Annotated in this window: 24 protein-coding genes; 16 read left to right on the forward strand and 8 right to left on the reverse strand. The window is 65.5% G+C overall.

All coding sequences use genetic code 11. The features are described from left to right. Window positions 1-5 precede the first annotated feature (5 nt). Both D3877_RS03215 and tldD read right to left on the reverse strand, forming a co-directional pair. A complete protein-coding gene (locus tag D3877_RS03215) occupies window positions 6-407 on the reverse strand; it encodes a hypothetical protein (protein WP_119829311.1) in 402 nt (133 codons plus the stop codon). Between the two features lie 115 nt (window positions 408-522). Further along, window positions 523-1,956 (reverse strand): metalloprotease TldD, encoded by a 1,434-nt coding sequence (tldD, locus tag D3877_RS03220; protein WP_119829312.1) that lies wholly within the window; start codon window positions 1,954-1,956, stop codon window positions 523-525. A gap of 206 nt (window positions 1,957-2,162) precedes the next feature. Here tldD and D3877_RS03225 point away from each other — a divergent pair, with 206 nt between their 5' ends. The 10 genes from D3877_RS03225 (at window position 2,163) to D3877_RS03265 (ending at window position 11,983) form a co-directional block, all read left to right on the forward strand. Beyond that, the gene (locus tag D3877_RS03225; protein WP_119829313.1) at window positions 2,163-3,539 is read left to right on the forward strand and encodes a DUF3422 family protein; all 1,377 of its coding nucleotides are present in this window, start codon (window positions 2,163-2,165) and stop codon (window positions 3,537-3,539) included. 558 nt (window positions 3,540-4,097) lie between these two features. Next, window positions 4,098-4,943: a cytochrome c oxidase subunit II gene (gene coxB, locus D3877_RS03230; RefSeq protein ID WP_119829314.1), complete on the forward strand. Its 846-nt coding sequence runs from the start codon at window positions 4,098-4,100 to the stop codon at window positions 4,941-4,943. Window positions 4,944-5,056: 113 nt separating this feature from the next. After that, window positions 5,057-6,670, forward strand: coding sequence for a cytochrome c oxidase subunit I (ctaD, locus tag D3877_RS03235; protein WP_119829315.1), 1,614 nt, complete (start codon window positions 5,057-5,059; stop codon window positions 6,668-6,670). Window positions 6,671-6,775: 105 nt separating this feature from the next. Beyond that, a complete protein-coding gene (gene cyoE, locus D3877_RS03240; RefSeq protein ID WP_119829316.1) occupies window positions 6,776-7,675 on the forward strand; it encodes a heme o synthase in 900 nt (299 codons plus the stop codon). Next, window positions 7,672-7,839 carry a hypothetical protein gene (locus D3877_RS29720; protein WP_158599776.1) on the forward strand — a complete coding sequence of 56 codons (168 nt, stop codon included), beginning with the start codon at window positions 7,672-7,674 and terminating at the stop codon, window positions 7,837-7,839. The genes cyoE and D3877_RS29720 overlap by 4 nt, the downstream gene beginning before the upstream one ends. 4 nt (window positions 7,840-7,843) lie before the next feature. Continuing rightward, a complete protein-coding gene (locus D3877_RS03245; protein WP_119829317.1) occupies window positions 7,844-8,452 on the forward strand; it encodes a cytochrome c oxidase assembly protein in 609 nt (202 codons plus the stop codon). A 20-nt stretch (window positions 8,453-8,472) separates the two neighbouring features. Further along, a complete protein-coding gene (locus tag D3877_RS03250) occupies window positions 8,473-9,342 on the forward strand; it encodes a cytochrome c oxidase subunit 3 (protein WP_119829318.1) in 870 nt (289 codons plus the stop codon). Between the two features lie 42 nt (window positions 9,343-9,384). Beyond that, window positions 9,385-9,756, forward strand: a complete 372-nt coding sequence (locus D3877_RS03255) for a DUF983 domain-containing protein (protein WP_119829319.1) — start codon at window positions 9,385-9,387, stop codon at window positions 9,754-9,756. Next, complete coding sequence (locus D3877_RS03260; RefSeq protein WP_119829320.1) at window positions 9,753-10,484, forward strand: SURF1 family protein; 732 nt, start codon at window positions 9,753-9,755, stop codon at window positions 10,482-10,484. The genes D3877_RS03255 and D3877_RS03260 overlap by 4 nt, the downstream gene beginning before the upstream one ends. A gap of 5 nt (window positions 10,485-10,489) precedes the next feature. After that, on the forward strand, window positions 10,490-11,983 hold the full coding sequence (locus D3877_RS03265; RefSeq protein WP_119829321.1) for a carboxypeptidase M32: 1,494 nt from the start codon (window positions 10,490-10,492) through the stop codon (window positions 11,981-11,983). A 75-nt stretch (window positions 11,984-12,058) separates the two neighbouring features. Here D3877_RS03265 and D3877_RS03270 read toward each other — a convergent pair whose 3' ends face one another. Beyond that, complete coding sequence (locus D3877_RS03270) at window positions 12,059-12,406, reverse strand: gamma-glutamylcyclotransferase family protein (protein WP_119829322.1); 348 nt, start codon at window positions 12,404-12,406, stop codon at window positions 12,059-12,061. A 237-nt stretch (window positions 12,407-12,643) separates the two neighbouring features. Here D3877_RS03270 and thrC point away from each other — a divergent pair, with 237 nt between their 5' ends. From thrC to D3877_RS03290, 4 genes are all read left to right on the forward strand, one after another. Continuing rightward, entirely contained in the window at window positions 12,644-14,053 is a 1,410-nt protein-coding gene (thrC, locus tag D3877_RS03275) for a threonine synthase (RefSeq protein WP_119830753.1), read from the forward strand. Further along, the gene (locus tag D3877_RS03280; RefSeq protein WP_119829323.1) at window positions 14,050-15,309 is read left to right on the forward strand and encodes a M16 family metallopeptidase; all 1,260 of its coding nucleotides are present in this window, start codon (window positions 14,050-14,052) and stop codon (window positions 15,307-15,309) included. Before thrC ends, D3877_RS03280 begins: the two co-directional genes overlap by 4 nt. A 36-nt stretch (window positions 15,310-15,345) precedes the next feature. Beyond that, window positions 15,346-15,936: a GNAT family N-acetyltransferase gene (locus D3877_RS03285; protein ID WP_119829324.1), complete on the forward strand. Its 591-nt coding sequence runs from the start codon at window positions 15,346-15,348 to the stop codon at window positions 15,934-15,936. 123 nt (window positions 15,937-16,059) lie between these two features. After that, a complete protein-coding gene (locus D3877_RS03290) occupies window positions 16,060-16,266 on the forward strand; it encodes a hypothetical protein (protein ID WP_119829325.1) in 207 nt (68 codons plus the stop codon). Window positions 16,267-16,276: 10 nt separating this feature from the next. On the opposite strand, the gene D3877_RS03295 is transcribed toward D3877_RS03290, so the two are convergent. The 5 genes from D3877_RS03295 to efp all read right to left on the reverse strand — a co-directional run bounded on the left by D3877_RS03295 (window position 16,277) and on the right by efp (window position 21,609). After that, on the reverse strand, window positions 16,277-17,911 hold the full coding sequence (locus D3877_RS03295) for a peptidoglycan -binding protein (RefSeq protein ID WP_119829326.1): 1,635 nt from the start codon (window positions 17,909-17,911) through the stop codon (window positions 16,277-16,279). Window positions 17,912-17,964: 53 nt separating this feature from the next. Further along, on the reverse strand, window positions 17,965-19,155 hold the full coding sequence (locus D3877_RS03300) for a flagellar motor protein MotA (protein ID WP_119829327.1): 1,191 nt from the start codon (window positions 19,153-19,155) through the stop codon (window positions 17,965-17,967). Between the two features lie 34 nt (window positions 19,156-19,189). Beyond that, window positions 19,190-19,984: an OmpA family protein gene (locus tag D3877_RS03305; RefSeq protein WP_119830754.1), complete on the reverse strand. Its 795-nt coding sequence runs from the start codon at window positions 19,982-19,984 to the stop codon at window positions 19,190-19,192. Window positions 19,985-20,123: 139 nt separating this feature from the next. Beyond that, on the reverse strand, window positions 20,124-20,945 hold the full coding sequence (locus D3877_RS03310) for an inositol monophosphatase family protein (RefSeq protein ID WP_119829328.1): 822 nt from the start codon (window positions 20,943-20,945) through the stop codon (window positions 20,124-20,126). A 97-nt stretch (window positions 20,946-21,042) separates the two neighbouring features. After that, the gene (gene efp, locus D3877_RS03315) at window positions 21,043-21,609 is read right to left on the reverse strand and encodes an elongation factor P (RefSeq protein WP_119829329.1); all 567 of its coding nucleotides are present in this window, start codon (window positions 21,607-21,609) and stop codon (window positions 21,043-21,045) included. A gap of 167 nt (window positions 21,610-21,776) precedes the next feature. Here efp and epmA point away from each other — a divergent pair, with 167 nt between their 5' ends. Both epmA and D3877_RS03325 read left to right on the forward strand, forming a co-directional pair. Beyond that, window positions 21,777-22,850, forward strand: a complete 1,074-nt coding sequence (epmA, locus tag D3877_RS03320) for an EF-P lysine aminoacylase EpmA (RefSeq protein ID WP_119830755.1) — start codon at window positions 21,777-21,779, stop codon at window positions 22,848-22,850. A 155-nt stretch (window positions 22,851-23,005) separates the two neighbouring features. Further along, complete coding sequence (locus tag D3877_RS03325; protein ID WP_158599777.1) at window positions 23,006-23,695, forward strand: substrate-binding periplasmic protein; 690 nt, start codon at window positions 23,006-23,008, stop codon at window positions 23,693-23,695. The last annotated feature ends 67 nt before the right edge of the window (window positions 23,696-23,762 follow it).

The raw sequence follows: 23,762 nt of genomic DNA on the forward strand, positions 1-23,762 counted from the left end.
CCGGATCAGGCGTCGCGGGCCGTTCCAATGGGCGTTCCCAAGGGCGTTCCCCCGGATGGCGCGTCCGCCCCGTCCGCCGTCGCGGCGGCCAGAGCGCTCGCCGCGCGTTTGCGCCGCCAAAGCCGGGCCAAGCCCATCATGGCCGCGCCGATGGCGACCCCAGTCAAGCCGATCACGACCAATCCAAAGCCCAACCCGAAGGCGGGCGGCATTTCGCCGCTGGTCGGATCGAGTTGCAACAGCCCGGGAAAGGCGAAGACGCCGATCACCGCCATCAGGCCGATGCCCATGAAGGAGCCGGACAACGCCCAATAAGCCTGAACGACGCCGCGCCGCGTCGCCGCGATCCAAATGGTCCAGGCGTTGATCGCCACCAGACACGCCAAAGCCAGAAAGATCAAAAACATCGGGCTGCTTCCAAGACACAATCGACCCGTTGACTAAGGCGGTCGCAGCCTTCGTCTGTCAAGAGTGGCGGTTATGGGCGGCGGCGGGTCGCAGGCGCCCGCCGCCGGATCGTCCTCAGCCCCCCGTGCCGCCGACCGTCAGCCCGTCCAGCCGCAAGGTGGGCTGGCCGACGCCGACCGGCACGCCTTGGCCGTCCTTGCCGCAGGTGCCGACGCCGGGGTCCATACGACTGTCGTTGCCGATCATCGACACGCGGGTCAGGCTGTCCGGCCCGTTGCCGATCAGGGTGGCGCCCTTCACCGCCGGGCCGATCTTGCCGTCTTCGATCAGATACGCTTCGCTGGCCGAGAAGACGAACTTGCCGTTGGTGATGTCCACCTGACCGCCGCCGAAATTCTTGGCGTAGAGGCCCTTCTTGACCGAGGCGATGATCTCCTCCGGGCTGTGATGACCGTTGCGCATCACGGTGTTGGTCATGCGCGGCATCGGGTGATAGGCGAAGCTCTGGCGCCGTCCGTTGCCGGTCGGGCGCATGCCCATCAGGCGGGCGTTCATCCGATCCTGCATGAAGCCGACGAGGATGCCGTCCTCGACCAGAGTCGTGCATTGGCCGGGCGTGCCCTCGTCATCGACGGAGATCGAGCCGCGCGCGTTTTCGATGGTGCCGTCATCGACGATGGTCACGCCGGGGGCGGCGATGCGCTGGCCGAGCAGGCCGGAGAAGGCCGACGTCTTCTTGCGGTTGAAGTCGCCCTCCAGCCCATGGCCAATGGCCTCGTGCAGCAGGATGCCGGGCCAGCCATTGCCGAGCACCACCGTCATCTCGCCCGCCGGGGCGGGAACCGAGGTCAGATTCATCAGGGCCTGCCGCAACGCCTCGTCGGTGAAGGCGCGCCAGGTTTCCGGCTGGATGTAATGCTCGTAAGTGACGCGCCCGCCGCCGCCATAGCTGCCGGTCTCCATGCGGTCGCCCTCGGCCACCACGACCGAGACGTTCAAGCGCACCAGCGGGCGCAGATCGGCGACGCGCACGCCGTCGCCGCGCAGAATCTGCACCGCCTGCCATTCGCCGCTGATCGAGCAACTGACCTGCCGCACCCGCTCGTCCTTGGCGCGGGCGTAAGCGTCGATGTCGGCCAGCAGCTTCACCTTTTCCTCGAACGGGACAAGGTGCAGCGGGTTGTCGGGCATGTAGAGCGCGCGGTTGGTGCCGCCCGGCGGTTCGGCCAGCGTGCCGCTGTGCCCGGCCTGGACGGCGCGCACGGTGGTCGCGGCGCGGCGGATCGCGTCTTCCGACAAAGTGGAGGCGTGGGCGAAGCCGGTGGCCTCCCCGGCGATGGCGCGCAGGCCGAAGCCCTGCGTGGTGTCGAAGCTGGCCGATTTCAGCTTGCCGTCGTCCCAACCCAGCGATTCGCTCTGGGCGTATTCCAGATAAAGCTCGCCGTCGTCGGCGCTGGCGAGGGCCTCTTGCACGACGCCTTCCACACGGGCGCGGTCCATGCCCGCGCGGTTGAAGAAGAGATCGTCGGTGATGGCAAGCGCGCTCATGAACACTCCGGGTCTCAGGGGCTGAACGGATCGCGATGGATCGTCGGATCGGTGCGGATGGGTGGTGAAACCGCCGACGCTCTCGCGCCGCTGCGTGCAGTGTGGTCTAAGATTGAACATACAGTGTGGCGTCGCGGGCGTCGTCCGGCAAGGCTTGGCGTTTCCGCGACGGCGACGGCGCGTCAGAAAAACAGGGAAGGGCGAGCATGAGCGAGCGTGAGGCAAGCCAAACCACCGGACTCCAGCCGCGCGACGCCACGCCCGCCGGGGCTTCCGCCTCAAGCGCGCGGGTCCTGAAGGATCACGCGCTGCGGCTGGCCCTGACCAACGAGGTCCATGCCCGCCCGCCGGACTCCATGACCGCGCCGGTGCGCGTCACCATGCTGGCCATGCTGTCGGGCGAAGGGGCGGGGGAGACCGACCGCCGTCATCTGGAATCCCTGTGCGACTGGGCCGGGATCCCGCGCCCGTCCCAAGGGGCCACCCACCACAGCGCCTCGTTCGGCAGCTTCCGCCTGAAGTGGGAGCGGCACACCGAATTTTCCACTTGGACCGTCTTCCGCCCCAGCGTCACCCCGGCGGGGACGCTGGCGGATCCCTTCGTTGAACCGGCGCTGAACGCCGTGCCGCGCGAATGGCTGAACGGGCTGCCGGGCGAACTGATGGTCGGCGTCCATGTCGCCGTGCTCGACGACCAGACGCCCGAGCCGTCGGCGAACATGATGACGGCGATGTTCGGCTCCGAAAATTACGTCGGCTCGCGCATCGCCGGACGCTCGGCCACCGCCTGGACGGACTTCCGCATCCATGGCGACGGCTTTTCGCGGATGCTGGTGATGGATCATTCGATGACGCCGCGTCAGACCGGCCGTGTCGTTCAACGCCTGTTGGAGATTGAGACCTACCGCGTGCTCGCCCTGCTGGCCCTGCCGGCGGCGCGCGGGGTGCTGCCGCGCATCAACCCAATCGAGGCCGGGCTGGCCGACGTGACGACGCGAATCGCCACCCTGCGCGGCTTGCAGGACGAGCGTGATCTGTTGGATCGGCTGACGCTGCTGGCCGCGCAGACCGAACAGATCGCCTCAGAAACCTCCTACCGATTCGGCGCGGCGCGGGCTTATCACGAGCTGGTGGAGAAGCGCATCGACGAGCTGCGGGAGATCCGCATCGAAGGGCTGCAAACCGTCCGCGAGTTCATGGACCGCCGCCTGACCCCGGCGATTCGCACCTGCGAGGCGGTGGAGCAGCGGCTCAACAACCTGTCGCAACGAGTCGCCCGCGCCAGCAACCTGTTGCGCACCCGCGTCGAGATTGCGGTGGAGGGGCAGAACGCGGAACTGCTCCAGTCGATGGACCGCCGGGCGCAGTTGCAACTGCGCCTTCAGGAGACGGTCGAGGGGCTGTCGGTGGTGGCGATCAGCTATTATCTGGTCGGCATCGTCGGTTACGCCGCCAAGGGGCTGAAGGGCTTCGGACTGAAGGTCGATCCCGACATGTTGGTTGGGCTGATGATTCCGATTGTGATCGCATTTGTCTGGTCCGGCGTCCGGCGCATTCGCAAAGTCATCGCGGGCGACCATTGACGCTGTTTGGCTCTTTTTGCGGCCATCGTCTGTTCCTGTTCTGACAACTTGCTTGCGAACTCCAGCCTTTCAAGGCTGGGGTTTCATACAGAAACTTTCCTGTTCTCGTTGATTCGGGCGGCGAGGATTCTTCCACGCGCGTTGCGTCGTCGTTCGATAATCGCCCTCCATGATGTGCTCAGGACAAAATCACGACGACTTTTCGCGTTCAAATAAATTTGCTGGACAAACGGACTGCGACAAGCTGCCGCATGGTTTAACCCTTCATAACGCTCAAGCTTTCTGTTCCAACGGAGTCGGAAACCGCTTGTCGTTGTTGGTCAGCCGCAGGGTTAGGAATCGCTTGTAACCGAGTGTGATGTAGGGATAAGCTCGGCCTGCGGGGAAATGACGCCCTCAGAATGGCACGAACCCTGCATTATCCGGTTTTTGCTAAAGCGCCCAATCGTATTCCAGATGCATTGATCGGAGTGCGAACAATTATGGGCGAAAGCGGTTCCGGCGGGAAGAGACGACTGCGACCTATGACGAAAGTCGCGGCATAGATGAGGGTTGGGGATGAAACGGCAAAATCTGCGCGCCGCCGGACTTGGGGCGGTCCTCTCACTGGCGGGAGTCTGCGGAACGGCGGCGGCGAACGAGCCGCACCCGTGGCAGATGGGGCTGCAAGAGGCGGCCTCGCCGGTCAAGCACCTGATGGACTCGTTCCACAGCCTGCTGACCATCATCATCACGCTGATCGTGATCTTCGTGGCGGCGCTGCTGGCCTATTGCGCGGTTCGTTTCAACGCCAAGCGCAACCCGGTTCCGTCCAAGACCGCGCATCACACGCTGCTTGAGGTGGCCTGGACGGTTTTGCCGGTCATCATCCTGATCGTCGTCGCCGTGCCGTCGTTCAAGCTGCTCTACATGGCCGAACGGGTGCCGCAGGCCGACATGACCATCAAGGTCACGGGCCGCCAATGGTATTGGGATTACGAATATCCCGACCAGGGCAACATCGCCTTTTCCAGCTACATCATTCAGGAAGCCGACCTGAAGCCCGGCCAGCGCCGCCTTCTGGAGGTCGACAACCGCGTCGTCGTGCCGGTCAACGCCACCGTGCGCCTGCTGGTGACGGCGGGCGACGTCATCCACTCCTGGGCGCTTCCGGCCTTCGGCGTGAAGAAGGACGGCATGCCGGGCCGCATCAACGAGACCTGGTTCAAGGCCGAGCGCGAAGGCGTCTATTACGGCCAATGCTCTGAAATCTGCGGCACCAACCACGGCTACATGCCCATCGCGGTCGAGGTCGTCTCGAAAGAGAAGTTCGACGCCTGGGTCGCCAAGGCCAAGATCGCCTTTGGTCCGCGCGACGCCAGCCGCGACGTGGCGCAGGCTCCCATCGGTGCGACCGTCGAATAACGCCGCCTGACACCGCAACGCCGAAAAGAACCAACCCCAGCCGCCGCCCACGGCTTTCCGACAGCGGAAAGCGACGCGGGCGGGCCTGAGGGGCAGCGACAAAGGGTAGAGACATGGCAGACGCCAATCCTGGGCAGGCTCACGGCCACGACGATGGCCACGGACACGACCACCACATTCCGGGGTTCGTGCCGCGCTGGCTCTTTTCGACCAACCACAAGGACATCGGAACGCTCTATCTGATCTTCTCGGTGATCGCCGGGCTGATCGGCGGGCTGTTCTCCGTCATCATGCGGCTGGAGCTGCAATCGCCGGGCTTGCAGTTCGTCGCCGACGGCCAGATGTGGAACGTGCTGATCACCGCGCACGGCCTCATCATGGTGTTCTTCGTCGTCATGCCCGCCTTGATCGGCGGCTTTGGCAACTGGTTCGTGCCGCTCATGATCGGTTCGCCCGACATGGCCTTCCCGCGCATGAACAACATCAGCTTCTGGCTGATCGTTCCGGCCTTCCTGCTGCTGCTCGGCTCGGCCTTCGTCGGCAACGGGGCGGGCACCGGCTGGACGATCTACCCGCCGCTGTCCTCGCCGCTCGGCCACAGCGGGCCGTCGGTCGACATGGCGATTTTCGCGCTGCATCTGGCGGGCGCCAGCTCGATCCTGGGCGCGGTGAACTTCATCACCACCATCTTCAACATGCGCGCGCCGGGCATGACGCTGCACAAGATGCCGCTGTTCGTCTGGTCGATGCTGGTCACGGCGTTCCTGCTGCTGCTGGCCGTGCCGGTTCTGGGCGGCGCCATCACCATGCTGCTGACCGACCGCAATTTCGGCACCACCTTCTTCAACCCGGAAGGCGGCGGCGACCCGATGCTGTTCCAGCATCTGTTCTGGTTCTTCGGCCACCCCGAAGTCTACATCATGATTCTGCCGGCCTTCGGCATCATCAGCCACATCATCTCGACCTTCTCCAAGAAGCCGATCTTCGGCTATCTCGGCATGGCCTACGCGATGGTCGCCATCGGCGTCGTCGGCTTCGTCGTCTGGGCGCACCACATGTACACGGTCGGCCTGGACGTCAACACCAAGGCCTATTTCACCGCCGCCACCATGATTATCGCGGTGCCGACCGGCGTGAAGATCTTCTCCTGGATCGCCACCATGTGGGGCGGCTCCATCGACTTCAAGGTGCCGATGCTCTGGGCCATCGGCTTCATCTTCCTGTTCACCGTCGGTGGCGTGACCGGCGTGGTCCTGGCCAACGGCGGCTTGGACAACGTCATGCACGACACCTATTACGTCGTCGCCCATTTCCACTATGTGCTGTCGCTGGGCGCGGTCTTCTCGATCTTCGCCGGGTGGTATTACTGGATCGGCAAGATGTCGGGCCGCCAATACCCGGAATTCTGGGGCAAGGTTCACTTCTACACGACCTTCATCGGCGTCAACATGCTGTTCTTCCCGCAGCATTTCCTGGGTCTGGCGGGCATGCCGCGCCGCATCCCGGATTACCCGGACGCCTTCGCCGGTTGGAACATGGTTTCCTCCTTCGGCGCCTATATCTCCTTCGCCTCGACCCTGCTGTTCGTCTGGATCGCCATCAAGACGCTGCGCAGCGGCGAACGGGTGCCGGGCGCCTATTGGGGGCCGCAGGCCAGCACGCTGGAATGGACGGTCAGCTCGCCGCCGCCGTTCCACGCCTTTGAAACGCTGCCGCAGGTCAAGTGACCGGGTGAGGACCCAACGCCGGGCGACGCTTCCAACCGGACGCCGCCCGGCCATGGGCCGACAGGGCAAACGCAAAAAGCACGAACAAGGCGGGGAGGGACGGCCATGACGGATGCAACGCTTGAGCGGGTTCCCGGCGCGTCCGCCGGAGACTACATCGAGTTGCTGAAGCCTCGGGTCATGTCGTTGGTGGTGTTCACCGGGCTGGCCGGGCTGGTGCTGGCGCCCGGACACATTCACCCGCTGATTGGCGCGGTGGCGGTGCTGTGCATCGCGGTGGGCGCGGGCGCGTCGGGCGCCATCAACATGTGGTACGACCGCGACATCGACGCGGTCATGACCCGCACGGCCAACCGCCCGATCCCCTCGGGCCGGGTCGGCGCGGATGAGGCTCTGGGCTTTGGCTGCACGCTGGCCGTGCTGTCCACTCTGGTGATGGGGGTTGGCGTCAATTGGACGGCGGCGGCGTTGCTGGCGCTGACCATCCTGTTCTACATCGTCGTCTACACCATGGGCCTGAAGCGGCGGACGCCGCAAAACATCGTCATCGGCGGCGCGGCGGGGGCCTTCCCGCCGATGATCGGGTGGGCGGCGGTGACGGGCGACGTCGCCGTGCCGTCGATCCTGCTGTTTTTGCTGATCTTCCTGTGGACGCCGCCGCATTTCTGGGCGCTGGCGCTGTTCCGCAACGGCGACTACACCCGCGCGGGCGTGCCGATGATGCCGGTGGTCGCCGGACCGCGATCGACCAAGCGGCAGATGCTGGTCTACACGCTGGTCCTGCTGCCGGTCGCCGCGTCCCCCTATTTCGTCGGGATCGCCGGACCCGTCTATCTGGCGGCGTCGAGCCTGCTGGGCTTGATGTTCGTCGGCTGCGCCGTGCGCGTGCTGCTGTCCAGCGACGACGGCCCGGCCAAGAAGATGTTTGGCTTTTCCATCCTGTATCTGTTCCTGCTGTTCGCCCTGATGATCGGCGAGCGGCTTGTCGTTGGAGGTGGGGCATGACCGTTGTGGATCGGGAACTTCCGGGCCGACAGGACGCCGCCCAAGTGGCCAGCGAGCGGGCCAAGCGCCTGCGCGGGCGCAATCTGGCGGTGCTCGCCGGGCTGATCGGTCTGGTGGCGCTGTTCTACGGCATCACCGTCGTGCGCATGAGCATGGGGCATTGACGCGATGGACCGCGCGCTGCGCCGCCGCAACCTCGTCATCCTGACCTCGCTCTTCGGGCTGGTCTTCGGGATGATCGGGCTGACCTACGCCTCGTCGCCGCTCTATTCGCTGTTCTGCTCGGTCACGGGCTTTGGCGGGACGACGCAGCGGGCGGCGGCGGCGGCGGCGACGGTGATCGACCGCAAGGTGACGATCCGCTTCAACGCCGACACCAACATGAATTTGCCCTGGTCCTTCCGGCCCGAGCAAAAGGACATGGTGTTGAAGATGGGCGAAACCGGCTTCGCCGCCTACCGGGCGGAAAGCCGCTCGACGCGGGCGACGGTCGGCACGGCGGTCTACAACGTCACGCCGGACAAGGTCGGGCAGTATTTCAACAAGCTCGAATGCTTTTGCTTCACCGAGCAGATTTTGCAGCCGGGGCAGTCGGTGGACATGCCGGTCGCGTTCTTCGTCGATCCGGCGATGAACAACGACCCCAACATGGACGACGTCACCACCATCACGCTGTCCTACACCTTCTTCCGCGCCAAAGACAGCGACGCCGTTCTGGCGCAGCGGGCGCCGGGAAGCAATCAAAAGGCGGCGCCCAGCGCGACCGCCACAAACTGAACCATTGGGGTTGAGAGACGATGGCCGACATCACCCACGGGCACGCGCCGCAAGAACCATCCGCCTCGATTGGGGCCGGTGTTCCGCATCCTTACCATCTGGTCAGCCCCAGCCCATGGCCCTTGCTGGGCGCCTTCGCGGGCGGCTTGTTGGCGACCGGCATGGTCCTGTACATGCACGGGTCGGGCAAGCTGCTGCTGATCCTGGGCGTTCTGTCGATCCTGGGCGTGATGTTCGGCTGGTGGCGTGACGTCATCAAGGAGGCGGTGGTCGAAAAGGCGCACACGCCGGTGGTGAAGATCGGCCTGCGCTATGGCATGGCGCTGTTCATCGCCTCGGAGGTGATGTTCTTCGCCGCCTTCTTCTGGGCCTTCTTTGGCGCGGCGCTGTTCCCCAAGGCGTCGCCGACCAACCCGGAGGCCCATTGGCCGCCGCCGGGCATCGAGGTGATCGACCCGTTCCACATGCCGCTGATGATGACGTTGATCCTGCTGCTGTCGGGCGTCACCGTCACCTGGGCGCACCACGCCATCATCGAAGGCAAGATGAAGGAAGCCTCCAAGGCGCTGGGCATCACCGTTCTGCTGGGCGTGATGTTCACCTTCTTCCAGGGCTATGAATACGCCCACGCCGCCTTCAAATTCACCGACGGCATCTTTCCGTCCACCTTCTACATGGCCACTGGCTTCCATGGCTTCCATGTGCTGGTCGGCACCATCTTCCTGGCGGTCTGCTGGATCCGCACCAACAAGGGTCATTTCACCCCGGAAAGCCATTTCGGCTTCGAGGCGGCGGCCTGGTACTGGCACTTCGTGGACGTGGTGTGGCTGTTCCTGTTCATCTCGGTCTATTGGTGGGGCGGCCTTGGCGGCGCGCATGGTGGCCATTGAGGGGGCGGTCATTGAGGAGCCGAGCGTGAGGAGCCTGGGCGGTTGACCGGCTATCATCCGAACATTTCCCCGGTCACGGCGGGCCTGCGTTGCGCATGCCCGCGCTGTGGCCGGGGAAAGCTGTTCAAGGGCTTTCTGGACGTCGCCGAACGCTGCGACGTCTGCGGTCTCGATTTTTCCAAGGTGGACAGCGGCGACGGCCCGGCGGTCTTCCTCATCTTCATTTTGAATTTTCTGATCGTGCCGATGGCGCTGTGGGTGTCGATGTCGGTGGATTGGCCGTTGTGGCTGCACGCCATCGTCTGGAGCGTCGTCGTCACCGGCCTGACGCTTGGCATGCTGCGCCCGGCCAAGGCGCTGGTCATCGCCCAGCAATACCGCTTTCGCCGCAGCGAGCTTGAGTCGGGCGAATGAGTGGCGCACGCGTCTTCCGTCCCACCCTGGCCGCGACGCTGACGACCATTCCGGCCATCGCCGTCATGCTGGGGCTGGGGACGTGGCAACTCCAACGCATGGCGTGGAAAACCGACCTGATCGCCCGGGTGGCGGAGCGGGTCACGGCGCCGCCGGTCGCCCTGCCGGTCGCGCTTGACGATCCCGCCGCGTGGGAGTTCCGCCCGGTCACGCTGTCGGGCCAATTTCGGAACGATCACGAGATGCTGCTGCTCGCCCGCCCGCGCCAGGGGCAGGCGGGGTATGAGGTGATGACGCCCTTCCAGCGCGCCGACGGCGGCGGCGTGGTGCTGGTCAATCGCGGTTTCGTGCCGATGGACAAGCGCGCGGCGGCCAGCCGCGCGGCGGGCCGCGTCGAGGGGCCGACCAGCCTGCGCGGCATCGTCCGTTTGCCGCAGAGCGCCGGACTGTTCCAGCCCGACAACGCGCCGGGCGCCGAGGTCTGGATGCGCGCCGATCCGGCGGCGATGGCGGCGGCGCAAGCGCTGGGGCCGGTCGCCCCCTTCCTGGTGGAGGCGCTGCCCGGCCAAACGCCGGGCAACCTGCCCGCCGGGATCGAACCGCGCGTTGAGTTGCCCAACAACCACGCGCAGTACGCCTTGACGTGGTATGGGCTGGCGGCGACGCTTGCGGTTGTGTATGTGCTGTCACAACGCAAAAGCCGCCGCGACGGCGAATCCAACAGGTAGGCCGCATGACCGCGTATCAGGAGCTTGAACGCCGCCACGCCCGCATCGCCGCCATTGGCGACGCGTTGGGAGTTCTCGGCTGGGACACCCAGACGATCATGCCGGACGGCGCGAACGAGGGGCGGGCCGAACAGACGGCCACCCTGTCCGTCATCGTCCATGAGATGGCCACCGATCCGCGTCTGGCCGATCTTCTGGCCGAGGCCGAGGGCGACGACAGCCTGGATTCCTGGCAGCGCGCCAATTTGCGCGAGATGCGGCGCAATCACGTCCGCGCCACCGCCGTTCCCACCGAACTGGTGGAGGCGACGAGCAAGGCGACCTCGGTCTGCGAGATGACGTGGCGCACGGCGCGGGCGGACAGTGATTTCGCCGCTCTGCTGCCCTCGCTGCGGACGGTGCTGGATTGCGTGCGCGAAAGCGCGGCGGCCAAGGGCGCGGTGATGGGGCTGTCGCCCTACGACGCCTTGCTGGACGAGTATGATCCGGGCGCGCGGACGGCGCGCATCGACGAACTGTTCGCCGACCTCGCCGGATTTCTGCCCGACCTGATTGGGCGCGCGCTCGACAAACAGGCGGGGCAACCGACGCCGCTTCCCCCCGCCGGTCCTTTTTCGGTCGAGGCGCAACGGGCGCTGGGCGTCTCAATGATGGAGCGGATGGGATTCGACTTCCAACGGGGCCGGTTGGACGTGTCGCTGCATCCCTTCTGCGGCGGGGCCACCGACGACGTCCGCATCACCACCCGTTACGCCGAAGAGGATTTCACCAAGGCCCTGATGGGCGTGATTCACGAAACGGGTCACGCGCTGTATGAGCAGGGCCGCCCGCGCGCCTATCTGGCGCAGCCGGTGGGGCAGGCGCGCGGCATGGCCGTGCATGAAAGCCAATCACTCATTATGGAGATGCAGGCCTCACGGTCCGCTGAGTTCATCACGTGGCTGGCTCCCGTCGTCCGCGAAGCCTTCGGCGGGACGGGACCGGAGTGGGAGGTGGACAATCTCCGCCGCCTGTATGGCCGGGTGGAGCGCGGCTTCATCCGGGTGTACGCCGACGAGGTGACGTACCCCGCCCATGTCATCCTGCGCTATCGCCTGGAAAAGGCGCTGGTGTCGGGCGATCTGGCGCTGGCCGATCTGCCGGGGGCCTGGAACGACGGCATGCTGGAGTTGGTCGGCGTGGTCCCGCCCGACGACAGCCTGGGCTGTTTGCAGGACATTCATTGGCCGAGCGGCGGCTGGGGCTATTTCCCCAGCTACACGCTGGGGGCGATGACGGCGGCGCAACTCTTCGCCACCGCGCGCGAGGCGGAACCGGAGATCGTTCCGGCGCTGGGCCGGGGCGATTTCGCCCCGCTGGTCGGCTGGCTGCGGACCAACATCCATCAGACCGGCTGTTTCCACGCCTCTGGCGACGCGTTGTTGACCGCCGCGACGGGCCGTCCGCTCGACGTCAGCGTGTTCAAGCGGCATCTGGAAACCCGTTATCTCGGGGGCTGACGAGCCGGACCGGCGATCCCCGCCGCCCTCTGCATAAGGACGGCGAGGATCCCGGCAACATCAAAGGTTGTGTGGTCAGATCGGGGCGAAACGGGCGTCCACATACACCCAGACGGACCGTCCGGCGGCGGTGTCGGCGGCGACCCGCTTGTAGGCGGCGACCTCATACGCGTCGGCCTGCGCCAGTTCGGCGTCGGTGATTTCGAACACGGTCCCGTCCACCCGGTCGGCGTTGTCGCCGCTGAAGGCGATGATCGGGTGGTGGGTCTTGCCGCTGGTTTTGACCACTTGCGGGTCGTCGATGGGAACCATCGTCCGATCATAGCCGACCAGTTGATCCGTGTAGCCCTGCAACAGCCGCCCGAACGTGGCTTGCTGCACGTCATCCTGCTGGAGCGTGCCGTAGGAAAAAAGCAAGGGCATGATTGACCTCAGCGTTGTGGCGTGAACAGGGCGCGGGCGACCGGACCCGCCGGGGCATCCGGTTCAGGCGCCCGTCCACCTTGGGCGACCAACGAGATACCGGGCAAGGACGGTTGTCAACACGGCCAAAGCCGGAGAATCATTAGCCAGACGCAGGACGGGGCGTTGCGCGCGCCCCTTGCGCCGGGGGAGGGGGAGCGCTAACTATGCCCTCCTCATCGGACGGAGTTGGAAGCGGTGCAGTACGTCAGCACGCGGGGCGCGGCCCCGGTCCTTGGGTTTGAAGACGTTCTCCTGGCCGGGCTGGCCCGCGACGGCGGGTTGTATGTGCCGCAGACTTGGCCGCAATTTTCGGCGGAGGACATCCGCGCGCTGCGTGGTCTGCCCTACAGCGAAATCGCCGTTCGGGTGATGCTGCCCTTCCTGGGCGGCGCCATCGCCGAGGACGAGTTCCGCGCCCTTGTTCAGGACGCCTACGCCAGCTTCGACCACAGCGCCGTCACGCCGCTGGTCCAACTCGACCAGCGCACCTGGGTGTTGGAACTGTTCCACGGCCCGACGCTGGCCTTCAAGGATGTGGCGCTGCAACTGCTGGGCCGTCTGTTCGACCATGTTCTCGCCAAGCGGGGCGAGCGCGTGACCATCGTCGGCGCGACCTCCGGCGACACCGGGTCGGCGGCCATCGAGGCCTGCCGCGATCGCCAGAACATCGACATCTTCATCATGCACCCGAAGGGCCGCACGTCGGAGGTGCAGCGCCGCCAGATGACCAGCGTGCTGTCGTCGAACGTCCACAACATCGCCTTGGACGGCACCTTCGACGATTGTCAGGATCTGGTGAAGGCGATGTTCAACGACGGCGCCTTCCGCGACAAGATGGGGCTGTCGGCGGTCAATTCGATCAACTGGGCGCGCATCATGGCCCAGATCGTCTATTACTTCACCGCCGCCGTCGCGCTGGGCGCGCCCGACCGCAAGATCGCCTTCACCGTGCCCACCGGCAATTTCGGCAACGTCTACGCCGCCTATGGCGCGCGGGCGATGGGGCTGCCGATTGAGAAGCTGGTGGTCGGATCGAACTCCAACGACATTCTGGCGCGCTTTTTCGCCAGCGGGACCATGGCCGCCGCGCCGGTTGTGCCTACCTTTAGTCCCAGCATGGACATCCAAATCTCTTCCAACTTCGAACGGTTGCTGTTCGACCTGCTCGACCGCGACGGCGACGCCGTGACCGCCGCGCTGAATGCTTTCCGCGCGGAGGGCAAGTTCGTCGTCACCGAGGCCCAACTGGCCAAGGCGCTGACGATTTTCTCCGGCCATCGGGTGGACGAGGACGGCACCATGGCGACCATCGCCGCGACCTGGGAGGAGAGCGGCTATCTGCTCGACCCCCACACGGCGGTTGGCGTCGCGGCGGCGAAGGCCGATCCGCTTGATCCGGCGATCCCGATGGTGGTGCTCGCCACCGCCCACGCCGCCAAATTCCCCGACGCGGTGGAGAAGGCGAGCGGCCATCGGCCGCCGCTGCCGCCGCGCCTTTCCGACCTTTACGAGCGTGAGGAACGGTTGACCGATCTGCCCAACGATTTGGGCGTCGTTCAGCAATTCGTCGTGTCCCACGCCCGCGCCGCCCAGGAGGCCGCATGAGTTCCATTCGTGTGACGACACTGCCCAACGGGCTGCGCGTCGCAACCGACACCATGCCCGACGTGCAGTCCGTTTCGCTTGGCTGCTGGGTCGGGGTGGGAACCCGCAACGAGGCGGCCAGCGTCAACGGCGTGGCCCACCTTGTCGAGCATATGCTGTTCAAGGGAACGGAGCGCCGTTCGGCCTTCCGAATTTCCGAAGAGATCGAGAATGTCGGCGGTCAACTGAACGCCTACACGACCCGCGAGCAGACGGCCTATTACGCCAAGGTTCTGCACGAGGATTCCGGGCTGGCGCTCGACATCCTGGCCGACATGATCCAGCACTCGGCGCTGGACGCCGACGAGTTGGCGCGTGAGCGCACGGTGGTGTTGCAGGAGATCGGCCAGAGCGCCGACACCCCCGACGACATCATTTTCGACCATTTCCAGGCCACCGCCTATCCGAATCAGGCGCTGGGCCGCCCGGTTCTGGGCGCGTCGGACATCGTCGCCAGCCTGCCGCGCGAGGCGCTGGTCGATTACATCGGCGGCCATTACGGCGCGCCCGGCATGGTGCTGTCGGCGGCGGGCCGGATCGAGCATGACCGGCTGGTCGACATGGCGTTCAAGGCCTTCGGCCACCTGTCGAGCGAGGCCCCGCCCGCGCCGGAAACGGCGGTCTACAAGGGCGGCGATTTCCGCGAGGCGCGCGATCTGGAGCAGATGCATTTCGTCCTCGGCTTTGACGGGGTGGGGGTGCACGACCCCGATTTCTACGCCCATTCGGTGCTGTCCACCCTGCTGGGCGGCGGCATGTCGTCCCGCCTGTTCCAGGAGGTGCGGGAGAAGCGCGGGTTGGTCTATTCCATCTACACCTTCACCGGCGGCTACCACGACGGCGGCCTGTTCGGCGTCTACGCCGGGACCGGCGAGGACGAGGTGGCGGAGCTGGTTCCGGTCATCTGCGACGAACTCGCCAAGGTCGGCGAGGATGTGACCGAGGATGAGGTGGCCCGCGCCCGCGCCCAGTTGAAGGCCGGAACGCTGATGGCGCTGGAAAGCACCATGTCGCGCTGCGAACAGTTGGGGCAGCAATTGCTGATCTACGACCGCCCGATCCCGGTCGAGGAGATCGTCCGCAAGATCGACGGGGTGGACCGCGAGACGGTCATCGCGGCGGCCAAGCGCTTGCGCGCCAGCCCGCCGACGGTGGCGGCGCTTGGGCCGATTGACCGGCTGGAGTCCTATGACCGCATCGCGGCGCGTCTGGCCTGATTGGGAGGGGCGCTGGATGGGGTGGTGGGGGGCCTTATGATTCGTCTGCTTGGCAGTGGCCTCATCAGCCCGCCCGCCATGCGGTTGGACGGCCCCTCCTGCTACATCCGCCCGCCCTTGCCGCGCGATTGGCGGGAGTGGGCGGAGTTGCGCGATGAATCCCGCGCCTTCCTCACCCCGTGGGAGCCAACCTGGCCCGCCGACGCGCTGACCCGCAGCGCCTTCGGTCGCCGTTTGCGGCGGCAGGCCCAGGAATGGCGCGACGACGAGGGGTACAGCTTTCTGATTTTCGACCGCCGCACCGACGCCATGGTCGGTGGGCTTGGCCTGACCAACATCCGACGCGGCGTCGCCCAGATGGGCACGCTGGGCTATTGGGTGGGGCAGCGCTACGCCCGGCGCGGGTTCGTCTCCGGCGGCGCCCGGCTGGTCTTGGATTTCTCCTTTGGCCAGTTGGGTTTGCACCGGGTCGAGGCCGCCTGCCTGCCGACCAACGCGCCCAGTCGTGGGGTGCTGGAGAAGGTGGGCTTCACCCACGAAGGCTACGCCCGTGGCTATTTGCGCATTGATGGGACATGGCGCGACCATGTTCTGTACGCCGTCCTGCATGAGGAATGGCGAGGCTGACGACAAGACCAAAGGATGAGGTTAGGTCTGTCTTTTGGTTGATGTCCCCATTGTCAGCTTAACGAACCATTAACCGATTTCGAGCATCCTTACGTGTGCGTGGTATCGGCTAATGGTGATAAAATGTCAAACGCACCCACCTGGACGAAAGAAACGCCCTATTCCTACGCGGTCGAGCAGGGCCGTTGTCGAGTTGAGCTTCAGTATGAAGAAGACGGCCTTCGCAGCGGCTGGGCCGTTTATGCTGGAGAAAATCTGATCCGTCGTTGCGCCGAATTGATTCAGGCGCGCGTGGTCGCCATGGCGGTGGTGGCGGGTCGGGAGCCGTGAGTCTTCCGGCTCAGCGTTGGTCGAGCTTGATTTCGATGCGGCGGTTGCGGGCCATCGCCTCGTCCGTCACGCCGGGGTCGAGCGGTTGAAACTCGCCGAACCCGGTCGCGGCCAGACGTTCGGCGGGAATGCCCTGGTCGATCAAATATTTCACCACGGAGATGGCGCGGGCCGACGACAATTCCCAGTTTGACGAGAATTGCAGGCGAACCGGGCGCACGTCGGTGTGGCCATCGACGCGCAGCACCCAATTGATGTCCGAGGGAATGACCTTGCCGACCTCGATCAGGGTGTGGGCCAGTTCGGCCAGCCGCTGCTTGCCGCCTTCTTCCAGATTGGACGAGCCGGAGGGGAACAGCAGTTCGGATTGGAAAACAAAGCGGTCGCCGACGACCCGCACGTCCGGGCGGTTGCCCAACGCCTCGCGCACACGGCCAAAAAACTCCGACCGATAGCGGGCCAAATCCTGAACCTTGGCGGCCAAGGCCTGATTGAGCCGCGATCCCAAATCGGCGATCTGCACCTTCTGCTCAGTCGAGGTCTTTTCCGAGGCGTCGAGGATGGCGGCGACGCGGGCCAACTGGTCGCGCAGCGCCAGAAGCTGTTGGTTCAGCGCCTCCACCTGCTGGCGGCTCTTGCCGCCTTCGGCCTGTTCGCCCGCCAGCGCGCTCAGCAGATCCTTGACGCGGATGTCGCGCTGGTCGATGTCCTTTTGCGCCAGCATGGTCCGCTCGGCGGCGGTGGCGAGTTGCGTTTCCAACGCTTTCGAGCGGTCGCGCAGGCTGCCCAACTCGGCAAGCAGGGCTTGCCGCTGCGTCTCGGTCAGTTTGGCGGCGGCCAGGGCGGCGGCGAGTTGGCTGTCGAGGCTCTTGGCGCGCTCACGGGTGGCTGTCAGGTCGGTGGTCAGGCTCTGCCGTTGCTCGTCGGCCAGTTTGGCGGCGGCCAGCGCGGCGAGGAGGCGGCTGTCGAGACTCTTGGCCCGGTCGTTGGCCTTGTCCAAATCGGCCATCAGCGCTTGACGTTGGCCGTCGGTCAATTTGGCGGCGGCCAGAGCGGCGGCGAGCTGGCTTTCCAGAGTCTTGGCTTGGTCGCGGCTGGCGTTCAATTCCGTCGTTTGGCTGAGCTGTTGCTCCTTGGCCAACCGGATGATGGCGGCGGCGGCGGCCAGATCGCCTTCCAGCTTTTCCCGCGCCTCGCGCAGCGCCTTCAGGTCGTTCTGGAGGCTGATGATCTCCTTCAGCTTCAGCTCATAGCTTTCGCGATCCACCCGAACGGCGCGCTGCAACTCGTCCAGCGTGCGGGCGGCGCGGTCGCGGTCCTCCTGAAGCTTGCCCATGGCGAGCGTCATGTCGTCGCGCCGGATGACGGAGGATTGCAGCTCTGAGGACAACTGAGCGATGTTGACGCGCAGATCGGCGTTGGCGTCGCGCTCCAACGCCAGCATGTCGTTGATTTCCGCGACCTTGCGGTTCAGCGCCACCAACTGCTCGTCCCGCCCGGTCAGGGTCGCCGCCAGATAGAATTGGGCGACGACGAAGACCATCAGCAGGAAAATCACCACCATGACGAGCGACGACAGCGCGTCCACCCAGCCGGGCCATGCGTTGGCGTCCCGGTGGCTGTTGCGGCGGCTGATGCTGGCCATGGGTGGTCCTTAATCCGAGACAGGGCGCTTTTGGGTGGGGAGGGGGCCGCGCTTTAACGCGGCTGCGACTCCGCCTCTTCGGCCAACGCGGCGATGGTGCGGGCCAACAGCTTGATCTCGCTGCGAATTTCCTGCACGGACTGAACCCGGCCCACCGCCGATTCCTCGACCATCCGGGCCAGATAGATGTCCATGTTGCGCAGATGCTGGCGCGAGGCGTCGTCAAACCCGCCGACGGTGGATTCGGCGACGCGCTCCAGCAGCGCCTTCATGTCCAACTGGCTTTCGCCCAGCCGCAGCAAAAGCTGCTGCTCCGCCCGCATATGGTCGGTCAGGGAGGAGATCCGTTCGGTCAGCGCCATCAGATTGGCGTTGGCGGAACGGCGCCCTTCCTCGGCGCTGGCGACGGTGCGTTGCAGGGAATCGAGATTTTCCGCCGTCTGCTCCAGCAAGGCTTGGAGATAGGCCGGGACCGACTGCTCGCCAACCTCCAACCCGCCCGCGCCGCCGCTCGACAGGCGGGTGGCGCTGGATAGCCAGTCTTCCAAATCCTGGAAAAAGCGGTTGTGCGCTTGGCTGGCCTGAAGCTCCAGAAAGCCCAGAACCAGCGACCCGGCCAAACCGAACAGAGAGGAGCTGAAGGCGGTTCCCATGCCGACCAGCGGCGCTTCCAACCCCTTTTGCAGATTGCCGAACATGGCGCCGACGTCGCCGCCGTTGACCGACAGGCTGCCGATGACGCCGCCGACCGACTGCACCGTGTGCAGCAGCCCCCAAAAGGTGCCGAGCAGGCCCAGGAAAATCAAAAGCCCGATCAGGTAGCGCGACAGCTCCCGCGATTCGTCCAGGCGCGAGGCGATGCCGTCGAGCAGGGAGCGCATCGACAGCGCCGACAACGTCAACCGCCCGCGCCGTTCGCCCAGCATCCGGGCCATCGGGGCCAGCAACACCGGCTCTTGCAGCCCGGCGGGCGGCGCGCCGCTCTGGTATTTTTCCAGCCACGCCACTTCGGGCCGCAGCATCAGAACTTGGCGGAAGATGAAGGCGACGCCCGCCAGAAGCGTGGCGAGAATCACGCCGTTCAGGGGCGCGTTGTTCAGGAAGGCGGCGCGCAGCGCCGGGAACAACAGGGCGCAGACGATGACGACGACCACCAGGAACAGGATCATCCGGGTGAGAAACCGCTCAGGACGTGTCATCGGGGTGGCGACCTCCAGGGGTCGGTTCGGGGCGATGGCGCTCATCGGGCCTCTCGTTGCGCGCGCCGGAGCGCCGCGTCTACTCGTTCAGAAACTCGATGTCGATGCGGTCGGAAGGGCCGCCGGTCAGGGTGTCGAGGCCCAGCGCGCGCACGTCGATGCGGCTGCTGCGGACGCCAAAGGCGGTGAGACGTTCGCGCAAACTCAGCGCGCGGGCCAGCGACAATTGCCGGGCTTCGCGCGCCGTTTCCGCCGTGCCGCTGGCGTAAGAGCGCAATTGCAGCCGCGCGGTGTCGCTGGCGCGCAGGCGTTTGAGGATGTCGTCCACCAAGCCGTCCGCCGCCTCCGGCAACGCGGGCGCCGCGCCGTCGAACACAAGGCTGAGCGCGCTGGCGGGCGGGGTGGCCACGGTGGCGGGCGGTGTGGCGCTTGTCGGGGGCAGCGCTGCGGTTTGCGTGGGTGGGCTGATGGCCGAAGGCCCAGCCGTCGCGGAGGTGGAAGGCGAAGGAGCCAGAACCGGCGTGCTTGGCGCCTGCGCCGTCGGGGCGGGCGTCGGCGCGACTTTGGCCGTTTGCGTTGGGCGAGGGGTTGGTTTGGCCGGTCCTTCGACCAACGCGGGCAAGGCCGGTGGTTCAAAGGGAATCGGCGAGACGAAACGCGGCGGCGCCTTCACCTTGGGGGGCGTGCCGAGGGACGGGCGGTTCGGCACCGTCAGCGGCGTGGCGTTTTCCAACGACAATTTCGCCGGAGCCGCGACCGGCTGGGCCGGGGTGGCGGCGTCGGCGGGCGACAGCGCCGGGAGAGTCAGAACGATGACGGACAGGGCGCACAGCGCCACAGCCCGGCGAACACCCGTCGGGTTTGAACGGCTCATGCGGTCGGACATTCCCCAACGGTCCAAGGCGGTGCTTCCACGCTTCCCAAAAGACCCCGGAACCATAGCGCATCGTCGCTTCACGCGACAACGCTCTTGCGGCGCCGGGGCTGGTTGTTCGACCGGACAAAGGTCAGAGTTAGGCCTTGGCGGTCTCGCCGCGCTTGTCCGCCGCCGCCTTCAACAGGCGCGACACCGGCACCTGAAGGTGGGAGTTGGTGGCCAGAATGCTGCCGCCGAACACCGGGTTGCGCCCGCCGCCGATTTCACCAACGAAACCACCCGCTTCCGTGACCATCAGGGCGCCGGCGGCGCAATCCCACGGGGCCAGCCCACGTTCCCAATAGCCGTCAAAGCGACCAGCCGCGACATAGGCCAGATCCAGCGCGGCGGACCCGAAGCGGCGGATGCCCGCCACCTCCTTCATCACCGCTTCCGCTTCGCCCAGGAACCCGGCGTGATCGCCCCGGCCCTTGAAGGGAATGCCGGTGGCCAGCAGGCAATCTTCCAGACGGCGGCGTTCCGACACGCGCAGGCGCTGGTGGTTGACGAAGGTGCCCTGGCCCTTTTCGGCCCAGAACATCTGATCGCCAATCGGCTCATACACCACACCGGCGACGATCTCGCCGCTCTTTTCGAGCGCGATGGAGATCGCCCAGTGGGGCAGGCCGTGCAGGAAATTCGTGGTCCCGTCCAGCGGATCGACGATCCAACGGGCGGTGGCGTCGCTGCCCTTGGAGACGCCGCTTTCTTCCATCAGGAATCCGAATTCGGGCCGCGCCTTCTGCAACTCTTCGCGCAGAATTTTTTCGGCCTTGATGTCGGCGTTGGACACGAAGTCCGCCGGACCCTTGCGCGACACCTGGAGGTGTTCGACCTCGCCGAAGTCGCGAACGAGACCTTTGGCCGCTTTTTCAGCGGCGCGGACCATCACGTTGATGAGAGCGGAGCGGGTGGCCATGAGGATGCGTGTACCATGCTGTGCGGGGACTGAAAAAGAATACACCGGCCCTCGCGGAAGGCGAGAGCCGGTGGATCAGGACAAACCGAAAAGAGGATCAGTCCTTGGCGCGTTCGATGTATTCGCTGGTCGCGGTGTCGACGACGATGCGGGTGCCCGCGTCGATGTGCGGCGGAACCAGAACCGACACGCCGTTTTCCAGCTTGGCCGGCTTGTAGGAGGAGGAGGCGGTCTGCCCCTTCACCACCGGGTCGGCTTCGACGATGGTCAGTGTGACCTTGCCGGGGATTTCGACGCCCAGCGGGCTGCCTTCGTGCGTCTGCACGACGACTTCCATGCCGTCTTGCAGATAGACGGCGGGGTCGCCGATCAATTCACGGTTGATCGTGACCTGCTCGAAAGTTTCCTTGTCCATGAAGGTGAAGCTGTCACCTTCGGCGAACAGAAAGGTCATTTCATGCTCGTCCAGGCGAGCGCGCTCAACCGTCTCTTGGGTGCGGAACCGATCGATCGACTTGGTGCCGGTGCGCACGTCCTTCATTTCAAGCTGGATGAAGGCGCCGCCCTTGCCGGGCTGGACGATGGCGGTTTTGGTGATGACCCAGAGCTTGCCGTTGTGCTCCAGCACATGGCCGGGGCGCATCGTGTTGGCGTTGACCTTCATGGTATACTCATAATTTCCAAGATGCGGGCGGCGCGGACCCTAGCAGCTTGCCCCGTCTTAGGCAACGCCGCGCAACGGTTTCCGACGCCTTTGCTTGTGATTTGGGCGACTCGATGCTCAGATGCGCGGCCAATCCGCCTGTTCCCTGCCCAACTCGGATGATCGTCATGCCCTCCGCGTCGCCCGTACTCCCGTCCTGGCACCCCGATGACTTTGCCCGTCGGGCGCCGTTTCTGGCCGCGCGGGGGCGGGCGCTGGGCGCGGCGCGTCGCTTTTTCGGCGAGCGGGATTTTGTCGAGGTCGACACCCCGGCCTTGCAGGTGTCGCCGGGGATGGAGCCGCATCTCCAGGCCTTCGCCACCGATCTGCATGGCCCGCACCCGGACGACCAGCGGCGGCTGTATCTGCACACCAGCCCGGAATTCGCCATGAAAAAGCTGCTGGTGGCCGGGGTGCCGCGCCTGTGGCAGTTGGCCCATGTCTACCGCAACGGCGAGCGGTCGGGCACGCACGCCCCGGAATTCTCCATGCTGGAATGGTATCGGGCGGGGGAGGGCTACCGCGCGCTCATCGGCGATTGCCAGGAGTTGGTGCGCGGCGCGGCGCGGGCCGCTGGACGCGAGCGTTTCGCCTTTCGCGGCATGACCTGCGATCCCTTCGCCGACTGGCGGATTTTGACGGTCCCCGACGCCTTTTTTGAGTATGCCGGAATCGACCTGATGGCGGCCTATGACGGAACCCACGATCCTGATCCGACGGCTTTGGCGGCGGAGGCGGCGCGGATCGGCGTTCCGCCCCACGCGGGCGACCGTTGGGAGGACATCGTGTTCCGCATCATGTTCGAGCGGGTCGAGCCGCATCTGGGCGCCGACGTTCCCTGCGTGTTGACCGACTACCCGCTGTGCATGGCGGCGCTGTCGCGGCCCAAGCCCGACAACCCGCGTCTGGCCGAGCGGTTCGAGCTGTACGCCTGTGGTTTGGAGCTGGCCAACGCCTTTGGCGAATTGACCGACGCGGCGGTCCAGCGCGCCCGCTTTGAAGCCGACATGGATTTGAAGGAACGGATTTACGGCGAGCGTTTTCCGGTGGACGAGGATTTCCTCGCCGCTTTGGCCCATGGCATGCCGGAAAGCAGCGGCATCGCCATGGGCTTTGACCGGCTGGCGATGCTGTGCGCCGGGGCCGACGACATCAATCAGGTGCTGTGGTTGCCAGTGGCGGACGCCGTTTCGGGCCGATGAGGCGCGGTGAAAGACTCCTTTTTGCAACAAATGCTTAACGAATCCCGGTCACGCTCAAGCGGTTGAAACGTTTGTCAGCGCGATTGTCTTCTGACACCGGAGGGGTTCCAATGCTGCGCAACGTCGTGTCGTTCTGTTTGGGAATGGGGTGTTTCATGTCCGCCGCCTCGGCGGACACCGTCACTCTGGTGACGACCGAATACCCGCCTTATTACGCGGCGTCGCTTCCCGAAAAGGGCGTGGTGTCCGCCATCACGGCGGCGGCCTTCAAAAAGGTCGGCTATGATGTGACCGTTGAGTTCCTCCCCTGGGCGCGCGCCGTGTCCGAGGTGGAGAAGGGGACCTATGATGGCTTGCTTGGCGTGTGGCATTCGGCGGAGCGGGAGCGTTTTCTCGTTTACTCCGATCCCATCCTGGACAATGAAATCGGTCTGGTGGCGCTGAAGGATCGCAACATCAGCTACAAGGCGCTCAGCGAGTTGAAGCCCTACCGGATCGGAACCGTGCGCGGTTACGCCAACCCGGCCAGTTTTGTTGAGGCTGGTTTGACGACGGACGAGGCGAACGACGATCTGACCAATTTGAAAAAATTGATCGCGGGCCGGGTTGATCTGGCCCTGGTTGACAAAGGGGTGAGCGACGATCTGATCGCCGGGCATATGCCGGAGAGCAGGGCGAGCGTGGTGTGGTTGGAGCCGCCGATTTCGAAAATTCCGATGTTCAACGGCTTCGCCAAGAACAAGGCTGGCTATGAGCGGCGGGTCGCCGATTTCGCCAAGGGGCTGTCGCAATTGCGGGCGAGCGGCGAGTTTGCCGAGATTGTGAAGAAATACGGCTTCCGCTGATTTTTGGCGCGCGTCGTAAAATAAAAAACGCCGCCGGGTTGCTCCGGCGGCGTTTTCTTTGGCGGTG

This window comes from Azospirillum cavernae, from assembly GCF_003590795.1.
Lineage (GTDB): Bacteria > Pseudomonadota > Alphaproteobacteria > Azospirillales > Azospirillaceae > Azospirillum > Azospirillum cavernae.